Genomic DNA, 13,715 nt, shown 5'->3' with positions numbered 1-13,715 from the left:
TCGCCGCCGACCGGTCCGTGCGGGCCGGTGAAGCTCACCACCACCATGCCCGTCCTCCGGGTCGGGCACCCCCCGAGATGTCCCGTTGGCGCCGGGCTCGTCCGTACCCCAGGACGCTCACGCGCCACTTGCCGGTCCCCTCGTGGTGCCGGTCTCGCCCAAGGAGTGCAAAAGGCATGAATCTGTGGAGAAGTCTGTCCGCCCGACGCCGGGCGTTCGCCCTCACCGGGGCGAGCGTGCTGGTAGCGGGCGGGCTGGTGACCCTCCCGGTCACCGCGGCGCAGGCCGCCACCCAGTGCAGCATCGACTACACCACCAACGACTGGTCCGGTGGCTTCACTGCGAACGTCACCATCCGCAACGTGGGTGACCCGATCAGCAACTGGACCCTCGGCTTCACCTTCCCCAACAGCAGCCAGCGGGTGACCCAGGGCTGGTCGGCCAAGTGGTCGCAGAGCGGCCAGAACGTGACCGCCACCAACGAGTCCTACAACGGCTCGCTGGGTCGCGGCGGCAGCACCACCCTCGGCTTCAACGGCTCGTGGAGCGGCAGCAACCCCAAGCCGACCTCGTTCACCCTGAACGGGGTGGTCTGTGGCGGCGTCACGCCGACGACGCCTCCGCCCACCACGCCCCCGCCGACCACGCCCCCGCCCACCACCCCGCCGCCCACGACGCCTCCGCCCACCACCCCGCCGCCCACCACGCCTCCGCCCACCACGCCCCCGCCGGGGCAGAAGGTGGACAACCCCTACGCCGGGGTCAAGGGCTACGTGAACCCGGAGTGGAAGGCCAAGGCGGACGCCGAGGCCGGTGGCAGCCGGGTCTCCAACAACCCGACCGCCGTGTGGCTGGACCGGATCGCCGCGATCAACGGCACCCCGGACAGCAGCTCCAACGGCGCGATGGGCGTCAAGGACCACCTGGACGCCGCCCTCGCCCAGGGTGCCGGCTACATCCAGTTCGTGATCTACAACCTGCCCGGCCGGGACTGCTCGGCGCTCGCCTCCAACGGTGAGCTGGCCGCCGACGAACTGCCGCGCTACAAGGCGGAGTACATCGACCCGATCGCCGCGATCCAGAGCAACCCCAAGTACGCCAGCCTGCGGATCATCAACATCGTCGAGATCGACTCGCTGCCGAACCTGGTCACCAACACCTCCGGCAACGCCGGTGGCACGGTGCAGTGTGACGTGGTGAAGGCCAACGGCGCGTACGTCAACGGTGTCGGCTACGCCCTGGCCAAGCTGGGCGCGATCGGCAACGTCTACAACTACATCGACGCCGGTCACCACGGCTGGCTGGGTTGGGACACCAACTTCGGCCCGACCGCCGACATCCTGAAGACCGCCGCGGTCGCCTCCGGCAGCACCGTGAACAACGTGCACGGCTTCATCACCAACACGGCGAACTACTCCGCCCTGAAGGAGCCGTACATCAAGATCACCGACTCGGTGAACGGCCAGACCGTCCGCCAGTCCAAGTGGATCGACTGGAACTACTACGTCGACGAGCTGTCGTTCGCCCAGGCGTTCCGCGACAAGCTGGTCTCGGTCGGCTTCAACAGCAACATCGGCATGCTGATCGACACCTCCCGTAACGGTTGGGGCGGCACCGCCCGGCCCACCGGCCCGGGCGCGACGACCAGCGTCGACACCTACGTCAACGGTGGCCGTGTCGACCGTCGGTTCCACGCCGGCAACTGGTGCAACCAGGCCGGTGCGGGTCTCGGCGAGCGGCCGAAGGCCAACCCCGAGCCGGGCATCGACGCCTACGTCTGGGTGAAGCCCCCGGGTGAGTCCGACGGCTCCAGCTCCCTCATCCCGAACAACGAGGGCAAGGGCTTCGACCGGATGTGCGACCCGACCTACACCGGTAACGCCCGCAACGGCAACAGCATGAGCGGCGCGCTGCCCAACGCTCCGATCTCCGGTGCCTGGTTCTCCGCGCAGTTCCAGGAGCTCATGAAGAACGCCTACCCGGCGCTCTGACGAACCAGCCCGCCGCGGCTGGAGTGAGGCACTGACGCGGCGGGCGCACCCGGGCCCCCGGTCCGACCGAGAGGTCGGGCCGGGGGCCCACCCGTGTCCGCCGGACGGACCGGGTCCGCCCGGCCCGAGCTCAGGGGACGGTACGTTCCACCGCGGCCCGACCCATCTCGGCCAGGTCACGCCGGGCCCGCTCCAGGTTCTCCGGGGTCAGGTCCTGCCCGCGTGCCATGACCAGGTCCTCCGGTTCCCAGGGCTGCTCCGCCCCGGTACGGATGGTGTCCCCACCGGCCCCGGTGCCGGTGCCGGTGGCCCCGGTGCCGGCGGCGTACGGGTCACCGATCAGCTCCTCGGTCGTACCACCGGGCTGGTCACCCGGCGCGACGAACGCCGGATCGGCGGGACCGGCGCCGCCCCGGGAGAACCGCGGCACGGTGGAGTCGTCGTCCACCGCGGCGGCCACCTCCGGGCGCTCCTCCAGCGGTCGGTTCGGGTCACGGTCGGTCATGGTGCCGCCCTCCTGTCCCAGACGCTTCCCGCGTCCCGGGTACCCCCTGCGGGCGACCCCATGCCGGGCGGATCAGACCTCCCGGGCCTCCTCGGCGCTGGGCGGCACCACCGGGCGCAGCCACTGCCAGGCCAGCATGAACAGCCCGAAGGCCAGCATCGCCAGCCCGGCCCAGAGGTTGATCCGGACGCCCTGCGCCTTGTCGATCTCGGCAGCCGAGTCGAAGAGACCGACCAGGCCGACGATCACCCCGTACACCACGAAGAGACCACCGATGACCCGGCGGATGTCGAACAGCCGGGCGGCGGCGGACCGCTTGCGTTCGTTCTCGGTTTCGGCGACCCGCGGGTCGTTCGCGCGCTCGCTGTGCTGGTCCACGCCTGCGCCTCCCTCTCGTGACGGACCGGGCTCGGAAGACCGGGATGTGGTCTCAGAAGACCGGGATGTAGAAGAGCACGGCCAGCACCAGCGCGATCGCGCCCAGCAGCACCGGCGACCGCCACCAGACCTGGTCCCCGGCGAGCACGTCGCCCTTCAGGTCGATCCCACCCATCCCGTAGACCAGACCCTGCAGCTCCTCGGCCCGCTTGGGACGGGTCAGCGGGGTGACCACCGCCGCCACCACGGCGACCGTGACGAAGGCGATGCCCGCGCCCCAGAAGCTCTCCTCCAGGTCGGAGTTGAAGTGCACCACGCCTGCCTTGTAGAGCAGGTAGGTCGCCAACGCGGCCAGGGTGCCCGCCAGCAGCGACCAGAAACCGGCCAGCGCGCTCATCCGCTTCCAGAACATGCCGATGATGAAGGTGGCGAACAGCGGGGCGTTGAACAGCGAGAACAGCGCCTGGATGTAGTTCATGATGTTGCTGAACCCGGCGGCGATGAACGCGGTGCCGATGCCCACCACGACCCCGCCCACGGTGGCGATCCGCCCGATCCGGATGTAGTACTCGTCGGACCGTTCCTTGCGGACGTACGCCTGCCAGATGTCGTAGGTGAAGACGGTGTTGAAACCGCTGACGTTTGCTGCCATACCGGCCATGAACGAGGCGACCAGGCCGGTGACCGCGATCCCGAGCACGCCGTTGGGCAGCAGGTCGCGCATCAGCAGCGGAATCGCGTTGTTGTAGACCAGGTCACCGGACTCGGCCCCCAGCCCCTTGACGGTGACCAGCGCGATCAGACCGGGGATCACGGTCACCACCGGGATGACCAGCTTCGGGTACGCGGCGATGATCGGCGTACGCCGGGCGGCGCTCATGTTCTTGGCCGACAGGGCCCGCTGCACCTCGGCGAAGTTGGTGGTCCAGTAACCGAAGGAGAGCACGAAACCGAGCCCGAAGACGATGCCCAGCCAGTGCGCGCCGAGCGGGTTCGCGGTGCTGCCGGTGCCCTCCCAGGCGTGCAGCCCGGCCTCGCCCAGCTTCGAGTCGCGCACGGAGTCCATCAGGCCGGACCAACCGCCCACCTTGACCAGGCCGATGACGGTGATCGGCACCAGCCCGGCGATGATGACGAAGAACTGGAGCACCTCGTTGTAGATCGCGCCGGAGAGCCCGCCGACGGTGATGTAGGCGAGCACGATCGCCGCGCCGACGATGATCGCCAGCCAGAGCGGCCAGCCGAGCAGCGCCTGCATGATCAGCGCCAGCGCGTACAGGTTGACCCCGGCGATCAGCACCTGGGCGACCGCGAAGCTGATCGCGTTCAGCAGGTGGGTCGGCCGGTTGAACCGCAGCCGCAGGTACTCCGGGACGCTGCGCACCCGGGAGCCGTAGTAGAACGGCATCATTACGATGCCCAGGAAGATCATCGCCGGTACGGCGCCGATCCAGTAGTAGTGGACGGTCATGATGCCGTACTGCGCGCCGTTGGCCGCCATCCCGATGATCTCCAGGGCGCCCAGGTTGGCCGAGACGAAGGCCAGGCCGGTCACCCAGGCGGGCAGCGAACGCCCGGAGAGGAAGAAGTCGACGCTGGTGCGGATCGCCCGGCGGGCGGCGAAACCGACCCCGAGCACGGTGACGAAGTAGAGCGCGAGGATTCCGTAATCCAGCACGTTCATGTTCAGTCTGAGCCCGGCACCGTCCATCGTCCGCCACCCCTCCGATGCGCCGTCCACGCTCGCCGGGCGCGCTATTACCCCTCCTGCGGGTTTTCATGCCGGACGTCCGGGTCGATTCGGCGGGTGGAGGATCGACGCCCCGGCCGGGAGTGTCCCGGCCGGGGCGTCGACGGAGGTGCAACACCGGCGGTGGGCCGTCCGGTGCGGTGCCGGGAGCCGTCCGCGTGGCGGTTCGGCGGTGGTTCAGCGGCCCAACACGCGGTCCAGGAAGTCGCGGTACCGCCGGACGGCCACCCGGAGCTGCTCGGTGTCGGCCTCGTCGGCGCCCTGCCAGCCGCCCAACTTCTCCTTCTGCGCGGCGAGCGCCTCGGCAAGGGCGGTGATCGCCTCCTCGACGAGCGACTGCGCCTCGCCGGCCGCGCCCCGGGGGTCGTCGACGAACCGGAGCTGCACGTCGCGCCACCGGTCCCGGAAGCCCTGCGCGGCGTCCGCCTCGAACAGGGTCGCCGCGTCGCTGGGCACGTTCGCGCCCGTCGACCGGTCGGCGGCGGCACCGGCCACCGCGGCGGCGGCACCCGCCGCGCCGACGCCGGCCGCGCCGACGCCGGCCGCCGTCGACCCGTCACCGTCGGGCGTCGCGTCCGGGTCGACCATCGCCGGGGTGGCGCTGCCGTAGCCGGCGGCGTCGGTCACCGGGGCCGGCCGGTCGGTGTCCCGGTCCGGGTCGGCGTGGCCGGCCGGGCCGGTGGCGTCGAGGTCGGTGGTGGTGACGTCCCCGGTGGCGGCGTTCCCGGTGGCGGTGTCGTCGGCGTCGGCGTCGACGTCGACGGCCGCGCGGTCGGCCGCCCAGCGGTCCCGGTCGTGGATCCGGTCCGCCGCGGTCGGGTCGGCCCGCTCGTCGTCGAACGGTCCGGTCCGCCCCGGCGCCCCGTCACCGGGCACGGCGAGGTCCTCGTCCCGGGCGTCCCGCTCGTCCTGCGGCCGTCCGCCGGCCAGCGCCGACGCGGCCACCGCGTCGCCCACACTGGTCGCCCCGAAGGCGGTGGGCAGCGGCGCGGGCTCGTGGAACTCCGGCCGCCGGTCCCCGTCCGGGGCGGTGCCGGCCGGCGTCTCCCGGTCGTCGCGGGCCGTGGCGTGCCGGCCGACGGGGTCGGCGTCCACCGCGTCCGGCGGCGGCACCGCCACCGGGGTGGACCGGACGACCTCGGGGTGGTCGGTGGTCGACTGCTGCTCGTCCTGGCGCATGGCGGTGTTCTCCTCAGCGGGTGGTGGCGTCCTGCGGGCTGTCCGGGTGCTGCTGCTCCGGGAGGCGGTGTCCGACCGGCTCCTCGCCGAGCAGGTCGGCGACGAGGGCGCGGTAGTGGACGACGGCCTGCCGGAGATCCTCGGTGCCGGCCTCGCCGCGCTCGTTGCGCAGCCGGATCTCGTGCGCCTCCCGGTAGTGGGTCAGGGTGCGGGCGTGCTCCACCGACAGGTGCGCGGCCTGCTCGGCGAACTCCCCGGTCGGGTAGCCCCGGTCGGCGATCAGGCGGCTGACCAGCTCGTCGGCGTCACCGACGGCCTCGGCCGGCGAGTCGACGAAGCGGACCTGGAGTTCCTCCCAGGCGGCGGCGTACCGGGCCCGGTCGGTCGGGCTGAGCGGGGTGAGCGTCAACTCCGCGTGACGGCGCTCCCGTTCGCGCAGTTCCCGTTCGGCGGCGCTGCGGCTGTCCTGCTCCGCGACCACCCGGTCGTACTCGGGGCCGAACCGGGACCGCAGCGCGCGTCGGCGGTTGGCCACCACGGCCACGGCGACCAGCGCCGCCACCACCAGTACGGCGAGAACCAGTAGGACTATCTGCGTGGGCGACATGGCTCCTCCTTCGCCCTGCGGTATTCCCTCCCCGCACTGATCACCAATCCCGATCCGGCGAATTTCCTCCGTACCTGCCGCTCCCGACCGGGACGAAGCGGCCACGGCACGCTTCCGGGGCCGATCGGGGAGGAATCCGATCACATTTTTCCATCGGTCCCGCCGGCCGGCGGGGAGCCGGCGCGGGCGTCCACCGGCCGGAGCCGATGCCTGATCAACCCGGCTACGGCCTGGTCGGATGCCGGTCGACCGGGGCGGTCCGGCGGGCGGTGGGGCGGCGACGCAGCGGTGACGCCGCAAGACGCACGGTAGTGCTGAGCGTCAGGATTACGTATCCTGCCCAAGGTGCCGCGCCGGTGCCCGGCATCGATGCCGGAACCGCCCGGTCGGTGCCGGCGCCACCGCCGACACTCCCGCCCGGGCGAGGACTCATGGACACCCGCGACTGGCCGATCCGCGCCAAGCTGACCGCCCTGGTCGTCACCCCGGTGGCCGCCCTCCTGGCGCTCTGGATCTTCGCCACGACGTTGACCTTCGGGCCGGCGCTCGACCTGCTCGCCGCCCGGACCCTGCTCGCGGACTTCGGCCGCCCCGGCGAACGGGTGGTGGCCGAGCTGCAACGGGAGCGGCGGGCCTCGGTGATCCAGCTGGCCGGCACCGGCACCCTGCCCGCCCTCGCCGACCAGCGGCGACGCACCGACGAGGCGATCGTCGAGCTGCGCCGCAGGATGGACGGCGAGGCGCTGCGGGACGCCGCGGGTGACCTGCTCGACGCCCGGCTCGACGCGCTCGGCGCCGCCCTGGAGGCGTTGCCTGCCGGCCGGGGGTTCATCGACCGCCGGCAGGTCGACCGGGCCGGCGCCATCGGCCTCTACAGCGGCATGATCTCCTCGGCCTTCCAGGCGTTCGCCGCGACGGCGGCGCTGCCCGACGCCGAGTTGAACCGGCAGGCGCTCGCCCTGACCGCGGTCGGCCGCTCCCGCGAACTGCTCGGCCAGACCGACGCGATGCTCGCCGGGGCGTTCGTCGCCGGTCGGTTCACCGAGGGCGAGCACCTGCGGCTGGTGCAGACCATCGCCAACGAACGCTTCCTCGCCGAGTCGGCGGTGGCCGACCTGCCGGCCGCCGACCGGGCCGCCTACCAGCGGCTGGTGGAGGGGGAGGCGTTCGTCCGGCTCCGCACCATGCAGGAGCAGCTACTCAGCGCCGGGCCGTCCGGCCTCCCGCCGATCGACCCGCGTACCTGGCAGGTCAGCCAGGAGGCCGTCCAGCAGGAGCTGCGCGACTTCGAACTCAAGCAGGCCGACGGGCTGGCCGAACGGTCCGTGCCGGTCGCCGTCACGATCCTGCTGCGCCTCGGCGTCGCCGGGGTGCTGGGCCTCGTCGCGATCGGGGTGTCGCTGCTGGTCGCCTTCCGGGTCGGGCGGACGCTGGCCCGCCGGTTGTCCGCCGTGCGCAACGCGGCGCTGGAACTGGCCGGGCACCGGTTGCCCGACGTGGTGGCCCGGCTGCGCCGGGGCGAGCAGGTCGACGTGGCCCGGGAGGCCCCGCCGCTGTCCTACGGTGCCGACGAGATCGGCGACGTCGGCCGGGCGTTCACCGAGGTCAGCCGGGTGGCGGTGCGGTCGGCGATCGACGAGGTGACGTTGCGTCGGGGGTTGAACGAGGTCTTCCTCAACCTCGCCCGGCGCAGTCAGGGCCTGGTGCACCGGCAGCTCGCGGTGCTCGACCGGATGGAGCGCCGCGCCGAGGACCCGGACGAGCTGGCCGAGCTGTTCCGCGTCGACCACCTGGCGACCCGGCTACGTCGGCACGCCGAGGACCTGGTCATCCTGGCCGGGGCGGCGCCGGGCCGGGGTTGGCGGCAGCCGGTCGCCCTGCTGGACGTGCTGCGTGGCGCGATCTCCGAGGTCGAGGCGTACGACCGGGTGGACATCGTCCGGGTCGAGCCGGCCGGGTTGCTCGGCCGGGCCGTCGCCGACGTCATCCACCTGCTCGCCGAGCTGATCGAGAACGCGACCGCCTTCTCCCCGCCCGAGCGGCGGGTCGAGGTGACCGGAGCACCGGTCGTCGACGGCTACCTCGTCGAGATCACCGACCACGGGCTCGGGATGACGCCGCAGGCGGTGGAGGACGCCAACAAGCGGCTGGCCACCCCGCCCGAGTTCGACCCGGCCGACAGCGCCCGGCTCGGCCTGTTCGTGGTCTCCCGGCTGGCCGCCCGGCACGGCGTCCGGGTCACCCTGCGGGCCGGGACGCCGGTCGGGCTCACCGCGCTGGTGAGCCTCCCGGCCGACCTGGTCACCGAGGAGCCGCCGATCGCCCCGCCGACCCGGGACCGCCCGGCGGCGTCGGTGACCCGGCTGACCACCCTGCCCCGGCCGCGGACCACCCGGACCACCCGGGAGCGGCCGGACCAGACGGTGCTGCCGTTCGCGCCGGCCCGTACCTCGTCCGTGGAGACCGCCGCCGACGGCGACGGTCTGCCCCGCCGGGTCCGTCGCCGGGGCCCGGTGGCCCGCCCCCCGCGCCCGGCGGTCGGCCCCGACCCGACCACCACCCGCTCTCCCGAGGAGGTGCGGCGGCAGATGTCGGCCCTGCAGGCCGGCACCGCCCGGGGGCGGCTGGACAGCAGCGGCGTCCACCCGGTCCCGCCGGCCGGGCCCGCCCCGACCGCGGGCGGCGACCCGGGACGGTCCGACGCGGGGGCTCCCCCGTCGCCGGCCGGCCCGGTGGCGACGCCCGATTCGACCGCGACTGAGAGGGACGCCTAGTGGTGCACACGACACGGCAGAACGCCGATCTCGGCTGGTTGCTCGACGAACTGGTGGAGCGGGTGCCGGCGGCCCAGCAGGCGGTGGTCCTCTCCGCTGACGGCCTGCTGCTCGGTGCCTCCGCCGGGCTGGAGCGGTCCGACGCCGAACACCTCTGCGCGCTGGCCTCGGGCTTCTCCAGCCTGGCCAAGGGGGCCAGCCGGCAGTTGGCCGCCGGTGGGGTCCGGCAGACGGTGGTGGAGATGGAGGAGGCGTACCTCTTCGTCACCGCCGCCGGGCAGGGCGCCTGTCTGGCGGTGGCCTGCGCTGCCGACGCCGACATCGGCCTGGTGGCCTACGAGATGGCGATGCTGGTCGTCCGGGTCGGCGAGAACCTGACCGCGCCGGCCAGGGCGGCGGCGGGGATCGCCGATGCGGGCTGAGCAGCCGGGTCACCAGCACGAGTGGCTGGACGGCGCGGCCGGTCCGGTGGTGCGCCCGTACACCCTCACCGGCGGCCGGGTACGGCCCGCCGTCGGCGGCTTCGACCTGGTGGCGTACGTGCTGGCCGCAGCGGGCGTCGACCCGTACGGCCAGCCGGGGCTGCAACCCGAGCACCGTCGGCTGGTGGAGTACGCCCGGCAGCCGGTGGCGGTGGTGGATCTCGCCGCCGACCTGGATCTCGCCCTCGGGGTGGTCCAGGTACTCCTCGGTGACCTGCTCGCCCGTGGGCTGGTCACCGTGCACGAACCGCCGGCCGCCGCCGGCCTTCCCGACGACGACATTCTCAAGGCGGTGGTCAGTGGACTACGTGCGCTCTGATCGCGACTCCTCAGCGGGCCGGCTGCCGCTGGCTCTCAAGATCCTCATTGCCGGTGGCTTCGGTGCCGGCAAGACGACGCTGGTGAGCGCGCTCAGCGAGGTCCGGCCGTTGCAGACCGAGGAGGTGCTGACCGACGCCGGCATCGGCACCGACGACCTGTCCGGGGTGGAGGGCAAGTCGACCACCACCGTGGCGATGGACTTCGGTCGGATCACCATCACCGACGATCTCCAGGTCTATCTGTTCGGCACCCCCGGGCAGGACCGGTTCTGGTTTCTCTGGGACGAGTTGGCCTTCGGCGCGCTCGGCGCGGTGGTGCTGGCCGACACCCGCCGGCTGGCCGACTGTTTCCCGTCGATCGACTACTTCGAGCAGCGCGGCATCCCGTTCGTGGTCGGGGTCAACTGTTTCGAGGACACCCGCCGGTTCGGCGTCGACGCGGTGCGGCAGGCGTTGGACATCGAACCGGAGGTGCCGGTGATGCTCTGCGACGCCCGGGACCGGCAGTCCGGCAAGCTGGTGCTGATCTCCCTGGTCGAGCACGTGGCCCGGCAGCGCGGCGAACCGGTCCCGGTAGGCTGACCGGCCCCGCACCCCTGCCGGGTGAGGAAAACCGGGAAACCGGGGATGCCGGCGGGTGATTGCGGGAAACCTGGGCAGCGACGGCGGGATTCGGCGAAGGGGTGGTCCGGTGACGGGGACGATCGTCCACATCGGCGGTTACACGGCGGAGACGGGCGGGCGCGGGGAGGGCATCGTCGCCGCCCGGCGGGACCCGGAGTCGGGGGAGCTGACCCCGCTCGGCACAGTCGCGGTGACCCCGGCGCCGTCCTTCCTCGTCCGGCACCCGTCCCGGCCGGTGCTCTACGCGGTCAACGAGCTGCCCGAGGGGCAGGTGAGCGCGTTCGCGGTCGGTCCCGATGGCGGGCTGACCCCGCTGGGGGTCCGGTCCACCGGTGGTGCCGAGCCGGCGCACCTGGCGGTAGCCCCGGACGGCGGGCACCTCTTCGTCGCCAACTACGGCGGGGGCAGCGTCGCCGTCCTGCCGCTGGACGGGCAGGGGGTGCCCGGTGACCGTACCGACCTGGTGGTCCACCAGGGGCACGGTCCGGACCCGCAGCGGCAGGAGCAGGCGCACTGCCACATGGTGTCGCCCGATCCCGGCACCGGCCCGCTGCTCGCCGTCGATCTGGGCACCGACTCGGTCTACCGGTACGACCTGGACGCCGCCACCGGCCGGCTGACCCCGCGCGCCCCCCGGGTGCACACGGTCGCGGGCACCGGCCCCCGGCACCTGGCCCGGCATCCCGACGGGCGGCGCTGCTGGCTCTCCGGTGAGCTGGACGCGACGGTGACCGCCTACGAGCTGACCGTCGACGGGGCGCTGCACCAGCTCGGCCGGGTGGACGCCAGCGGCCGGTCCGGTCACGTCCAGCCGTCGGAGATCACGGTCGGCCCGGACGGCCGGTTCCTCTACCTGGGCAACCGGGGGGTCGGCACGGTGGCGGTCTTCGCCCTCGACGGGGAGTTGCCCCGGCTGGTCGACGAGGTCGACACCGGCGGGGAATGGCCCCGGCACTTCGCGTTCTCCGGCCGGCACCTGTACGTCGCCGACGAGCGGGCCGACATGGTCCGGGTGTTTTGGGTCGACCCCGAGTCGGGCGTGCCGTCGCCGGTGGGCGAGCCGGTGCCCACCGGGAGTCCGACCTGCGTACTGCCCTGACATACGTCCGTCCGGGGTGGAGGGGTACCACGTCACGAGACGATTTAGTTACTCACGGTGTCGAAATGGTGATCAACTGTTTCTCCTGCGTAACTTTCGTCCGAACGGTCATGGCAGAAAGCGAACGAGATACGCAAGATGGTCAGCGTGTCTGGCCGCCATCGCATGCGTTCAAGTATCCGTGGAGCGGGCGCCGCCGTGGCGGCGACCGCACTCGTCGTCGTGGTCGGCGGCTCCTGGGTCGGTTACCAGCAGTTGGCCGGACCGTCCTGCTCAGGGGAGATCCAACTCGCCGTGGCCGCCGCGCCCGAGGTCGCGCCGGCCGTCGAGGGGGCCGCGGCCCAGTGGACGACGGACGGGGCCGCGGTCGGTGGCACCTGCATCAAGGTGAACGTCACCGCCTCCGAACCGGTGGAGGTGGCCGCCGCGGTGGCCAGCAAGCACGGGGCCAGCCTCGCCGGGGTGGGGCAGGCCAGCGGCACCGCGGTCACGCCCGACGTGTGGATCCCGGACTCGTCGACCTGGCTGCTGCGCCTCAAGAGCGGCGGCGCCACCGCGTTCGCCCCCGGCAACGGCGCCTCGATCGCCCGCAGTCCCATCGTGGTGGCCATGCCGCAGCCGGTGGCCAGCACCAAGTTCGGCTGGCCGGAGAAGAAGCTCACCTGGAACGACATGCTGCGTGCCGTACGCAGCGACAAGCCGCTGCGGGCCGGCATCGTCGAGCCGACCCAGGACGCCGCCGGGCTCTCCGGCCTGCTCTCCCTGACCGCTGCGGCCAGCGGCGGGGGCGGCGACGCCCAGCAGGCGACCACGGCCGCCCTGCGGGCGCTGGCGACCGGCCGCTCGGCGCTGCGGCAGGACCTGCTGGCCCGGTTCCCGCGCTCCAACGACCCGACCTCCATCGCCAGCGCACTCGGTGCCGCCGCGCTGTCGGAGGAGGACGTCATCGCCTACAACAACACCAAGCCGCCGATCCCGCTGGCCGCGCTCTACCTGGAGCCGTCGCCGATGCCACTGGACTACCCGTACGCGGTGCTCCCGGGGATCGACCAGAGCAAGGCGTCGGCGGCGAAGGTGCTCTTCGAACTGCTCACCACGCAGAGCTTCAAGAACCGGCTGGCCGTGCAGTCGCTGCGGGCCCCGGACGGCAACTGGGGTGAGGGCTTCAAGGCGCCGCAGGGCGCGCCGAGCCCGGCCGGCGGCGGTACGGCCGTGCCCCCGTCCGGCGGGACCGCCGCCGGTGGCCTGGACCCGGTGGCCATAGACCGTGCGGTCTCCGGCTGGTCGATCGCCACCCAGTCCGGGCGGATGCTCTGCGTCATCGACGTCTCCGGCTCGATGAAGACCCCCGTCCCGTCGGCCAACAACGCCAGCCGGGAACAGGTGACCGTGGCGGCGGCCAGCCGGGGTCTGAACCTCTTCGACGACTCCTGGTCGATCGGCCTGTGGACCTTCTCCACCGAGCTGGTCGGCTCGCGGGACTGGCGGGAGATCGAGCCGATCAACCCGCTGTCGGGCAACCGGGGCAAGCTGGAGCAGGGGCTCGCCGGTATCCGCCCGTCCAGCGGTGACACCGGCCTGTACGACACCATGCTGGCGGCGTACAGGAACGTCCAGGACGGGTGGGAGCCCGGCCGGGTCAACTCGGTGGTGCTGTTCACCGACGGCAAGAACGAGGACAAGAACGGCATTTCGCAGAGTTCGCTGATCAGCCGGCTCAAGCAGCTCAACGACCCGGAGCGCCCGGTGCAGGTGGTCATCATCGGCATCGGTAGCGAGGTCTCCAAGGCCGAACTCCAGTCCATCACCAACGTCACCGGTGGCGGCGCCTTCGTCACCGAGGACCCGTCCAAGATCGGTGACATCTTCCTGAAGGCCATCGCGTTGCGCCCGAACGCACCGCGCTGAGCCCTCGCACAGTGCACAGGGGTCACTGCATTCGGTGAGAATCGGTTGCGGTGATGGGATTTCTCCGTCTCGGCGGCGAAAGAAAACTGACAGTAATG

General features: G+C 72.4%; 12 protein-coding genes. 7 read left to right on the top strand and 5 right to left on the bottom strand.

The window, feature by feature from the left end:
• The first annotated feature begins 176 nt into the window (after positions 1–176).
• On the top strand, positions 177–1,991 hold the full coding sequence (locus ACN268_RS15815) for a glycoside hydrolase family 6 protein (RefSeq protein ID WP_421483846.1): 1,815 nt from the start codon (positions 177–179) through the stop codon (positions 1,989–1,991).
• 130 nt (positions 1,992–2,121) lie between these two features.
• Here the strand turns inward: ACN268_RS15815 and ACN268_RS15810 are convergent, their stop codons facing one another.
• The 5 genes from ACN268_RS15810 to ACN268_RS15790 form a co-directional block, all read right to left on the bottom strand.
• Positions 2,122–2,496: a hypothetical protein gene (locus tag ACN268_RS15810; protein WP_421483845.1), complete on the bottom strand. Its 375-nt coding sequence runs from the start codon at positions 2,494–2,496 to the stop codon at positions 2,122–2,124.
• A gap of 72 nt (positions 2,497–2,568) precedes the next feature.
• On the bottom strand, positions 2,569–2,874 hold the full coding sequence (locus ACN268_RS15805; protein WP_421483844.1) for a hypothetical protein: 306 nt from the start codon (positions 2,872–2,874) through the stop codon (positions 2,569–2,571).
• 52 nt (positions 2,875–2,926) lie between these two features.
• Positions 2,927–4,585, bottom strand: coding sequence for a sodium:solute symporter family protein (locus ACN268_RS15800; protein ID WP_421483843.1), 1,659 nt, complete (start codon positions 4,583–4,585; stop codon positions 2,927–2,929).
• Positions 4,586–4,801: 216 nt separating this feature from the next.
• On the bottom strand, positions 4,802–5,803 hold the full coding sequence (locus tag ACN268_RS15795; RefSeq protein ID WP_421483842.1) for a hypothetical protein: 1,002 nt from the start codon (positions 5,801–5,803) through the stop codon (positions 4,802–4,804).
• 13 nt (positions 5,804–5,816) lie between these two features.
• Positions 5,817–6,410: a hypothetical protein gene (locus tag ACN268_RS15790; protein WP_088642748.1), complete on the bottom strand. Its 594-nt coding sequence runs from the start codon at positions 6,408–6,410 to the stop codon at positions 5,817–5,819.
• 431 nt (positions 6,411–6,841) lie between these two features.
• On the opposite strand from ACN268_RS15790, the gene ACN268_RS15785 reads away from it, so the two are divergent.
• The 6 genes from ACN268_RS15785 (at position 6,842) to ACN268_RS15760 (ending at position 13,617) form a co-directional block, all read left to right on the top strand.
• Positions 6,842–9,184 (top strand): nitrate- and nitrite sensing domain-containing protein, encoded by a 2,343-nt coding sequence (locus ACN268_RS15785; RefSeq protein WP_421483841.1) that lies wholly within the window; start codon positions 6,842–6,844, stop codon positions 9,182–9,184.
• On the top strand, positions 9,184–9,606 hold the full coding sequence (locus tag ACN268_RS15780) for a roadblock/LC7 domain-containing protein (protein WP_204928110.1): 423 nt from the start codon (positions 9,184–9,186) through the stop codon (positions 9,604–9,606). The genes ACN268_RS15785 and ACN268_RS15780 overlap by 1 nt, the downstream gene beginning before the upstream one ends.
• Complete coding sequence (locus tag ACN268_RS15775) at positions 9,596–9,985, top strand: DUF742 domain-containing protein (RefSeq protein WP_204928109.1); 390 nt, start codon at positions 9,596–9,598, stop codon at positions 9,983–9,985. Before ACN268_RS15780 ends, ACN268_RS15775 begins: the two co-directional genes overlap by 11 nt.
• Complete coding sequence (locus ACN268_RS15770) at positions 9,966–10,568, top strand: GTP-binding protein (RefSeq protein ID WP_145921422.1); 603 nt, start codon at positions 9,966–9,968, stop codon at positions 10,566–10,568. The genes ACN268_RS15775 and ACN268_RS15770 overlap by 20 nt, the downstream gene beginning before the upstream one ends.
• 109 nt (positions 10,569–10,677) lie before the next feature.
• Positions 10,678–11,709, top strand: a complete 1,032-nt coding sequence (locus ACN268_RS15765) for a lactonase family protein (RefSeq protein ID WP_421483840.1) — start codon at positions 10,678–10,680, stop codon at positions 11,707–11,709.
• Positions 11,710–11,874: 165 nt separating this feature from the next.
• Positions 11,875–13,617, top strand: a complete 1,743-nt coding sequence (locus ACN268_RS15760; RefSeq protein WP_421483839.1) for a substrate-binding domain-containing protein — start codon at positions 11,875–11,877, stop codon at positions 13,615–13,617.
• The last annotated feature ends 98 nt before the right edge of the window (positions 13,618–13,715 follow it).

The sequence above is a fragment of the Micromonospora sp. WMMD735 genome, assembly GCF_049178995.1.
Lineage (GTDB): Bacteria > Actinomycetota > Actinomycetes > Mycobacteriales > Micromonosporaceae > Micromonospora > Micromonospora wenchangensis.
The sequence above is the reverse complement of the archived record's forward strand: the minus strand, read 5'-3'. Positions and strand labels throughout refer to the sequence as shown.

Excerpts from the sequence above, each read along its gene's own strand:
- ACN268_RS15790 (WP_088642748.1), bottom strand. The coding sequence starts at position 6,410 with ATGTCGCCCACGCAGATAGTCCTACTGGTTCTCGCCGTACTGGTGGTG.
- ACN268_RS15785 (WP_421483841.1), top strand. The coding sequence starts at position 6,842 with ATGGACACCCGCGACTGGCCGATCCGCGCCAAGCTGACCGCCCTGGTC.
- ACN268_RS15815 (WP_421483846.1), top strand. The coding sequence starts at position 177 with ATGAATCTGTGGAGAAGTCTGTCCGCCCGACGCCGGGCGTTCGCCCTC.
- ACN268_RS15800 (WP_421483843.1), bottom strand. The coding sequence starts at position 4,585 with ATGGACGGTGCCGGGCTCAGACTGAACATGAACGTGCTGGATTACGGA.
- ACN268_RS15760 (WP_421483839.1), top strand. The coding sequence starts at position 11,875 with ATGCGTTCAAGTATCCGTGGAGCGGGCGCCGCCGTGGCGGCGACCGCA.
- ACN268_RS15775 (WP_204928109.1), top strand. The coding sequence starts at position 9,596 with ATGCGGGCTGAGCAGCCGGGTCACCAGCACGAGTGGCTGGACGGCGCG.
- ACN268_RS15810 (WP_421483845.1), bottom strand. The coding sequence starts at position 2,496 with ATGACCGACCGTGACCCGAACCGACCGCTGGAGGAGCGCCCGGAGGTG.
- ACN268_RS15795 (WP_421483842.1), bottom strand. The coding sequence starts at position 5,803 with ATGCGCCAGGACGAGCAGCAGTCGACCACCGACCACCCCGAGGTCGTC.